Raw genomic sequence first — 1,674 nt, 5'->3', positions numbered from 1 at the left:
GGAGCATCTCGTTCTTCGTCTCCTCCATGACGGCAGCGAAGATCTCTTCTTTGTCGTTGAAGTAGGTGTAAAAGGTGCCGGCGCTCGAGCTGCTCCGCCACGGGTTCGAGGACCTCGGCGTCGAGCGGGCGCACGAGCTGTCGTGGTCTCGACAGGCTCGACCACCATTCAGCGGCGCTTCTTCTTTCGGGGCCCACCCTTGGACCCCTTCTGGCCGCCCTTCGGGACCGGCGGCCAATCTACCCGTGCGGGATCCGACCAAACCACCCGAACCGCGACAGTTGTCGTCTCCAAAACGTCTACACCGAGCTCGGAGACCGTCGGCGGCGCGCATCCCCACTTCTTCAACGTCGGGCCGGCCTCCTCGATCTCTGCCTCGATGCTCGACCCCTTCATCGCGACGAGCGCTCCTGAGGGGGATACCAGCGGCATCGACCAGTCGAGCAGCTTGTCCAGCCCGGCGACCGCTCGCGAAGTCACGACGTCGAAGCCGAGCTCACCGTGAAAGGCGTCCGCCCTCCCTCGGAGCACCGTGACGTTCTCGAGCCCGAGGTCGCCGGCGACCTCCTCGAGAAACGTCGTACGCCGCAGCAGCGGCTCGATCAGCGTGATCTGCAGGTCGGGGCGGGTGATCGCGAGGACCAGGCCCGGGAGTCCCGCACCGGATCCGATGTCCGCGACCGCGACTCCTTCGGGGATCATCTCCCCCAGAACGGCACAGTTCAGGATGTGCCGATCCCACAGCCGCGGAACCTCTCGGGGCCCGATCAGCCCGCGGACCACTCCGGCGTCCGCCAGCCACGCGGCGTACTTCTCCGCAAGCTCCAGGCGGTCGTCGGGAAAGACTCTCTCCGCCCGGGGGTCGAGCTCGCCGAGACCACCCAAGTCCTCACGTTCCTCGCTCACGCACAAACTGTTTCACGTGAAACCCGCATGGATGAACTCCAGGCGGGCAAGAGGTCTCCCGGTGGTCGAGCTTGTCGAGACCACCACACGCCCGGTGGTCGAGCCTGTCGAGACCAACTGCCCAGCGCAGAGAGTCTCGACAAGCTCGACCTCCGAACAGACACCTCCTCAACCACCCCTCACTTCGATGGCCGTGTCCGTCGAGACCACCGCCTCACGGACCCGGTGGTCGAGCTTGTCGAGACCACCACACGCCCGGTGGTCGAGCCTGTCGAGACCACTGCCCTTTGGAGAGGGGTCTCGACAAGCTCGACCCCCGGACGAGCGAAGTCCCGAGACGCACGACCCCCGAAAACTGTCGGTGGTCCCGCTCAAGATGAAGGCATGGCTTTCACATACATGCTTCTCTGCGCAGACCGAACCCTCTACGTCGGCAGCACGACCGACCTCGAGCGTCGAATGACCGAGCATCGCGTCGGACTGGGTCCTGAGTACACCCGCCATCGACTTCCCGTGCAGCTGGTCTGGTACGAGCAGTACGACAACGTCGCTCATGCGTTCTCGCGGGAGAAACAGATCCAGAACTGGGGCCGAGCCAAACGCATCGCGCTCATCGAAGGACGACTAGGCGATCTGCCTCGGCTCGCGAACACGTCGAAGACCCCACACGACTGACCATCCCCGGCTGAGAGAGGTCTCGACAAGCTCGACCTCCGGTGGTCGAGCCTGTCGAGACCACCCCGAGACCCGGTGGTCGAGCCTGTCGAG

At 64.9% G+C, this 1,674-nt stretch carries 2 protein-coding genes; one reads left to right on the top strand and one right to left on the bottom strand.

Annotation, left to right across the window (positions count from 1 at the left end; genetic code table 11):
* Positions 1-168: 168 nt before the first annotated feature.
* A complete protein-coding gene (gene rsmG, locus ABZZ22_RS26970) occupies positions 169-906 on the bottom strand; it encodes a 16S rRNA (guanine(527)-N(7))-methyltransferase RsmG (protein WP_354938644.1) in 738 nt (245 codons plus the stop codon).
* A 384-nt stretch (positions 907-1,290) separates the two neighbouring features.
* Between rsmG and ABZZ22_RS26965 the strand changes: the two genes are divergently transcribed.
* The gene (locus tag ABZZ22_RS26965; protein ID WP_354938641.1) at positions 1,291-1,581 is read left to right on the top strand and encodes a GIY-YIG nuclease family protein; all 291 of its coding nucleotides are present in this window, start codon (positions 1,291-1,293) and stop codon (positions 1,579-1,581) included.
* Positions 1,582-1,674 lie beyond the last annotated feature (93 nt).

It is taken from the genome of Nocardioides sp. NPDC006273 (assembly GCF_040613495.1).
Taxonomy (GTDB): domain Bacteria; phylum Actinomycetota; class Actinomycetes; order Propionibacteriales; family Nocardioidaceae; genus Nocardioides.
This window is presented reverse-complemented; position numbering and strand designations above follow the sequence as displayed.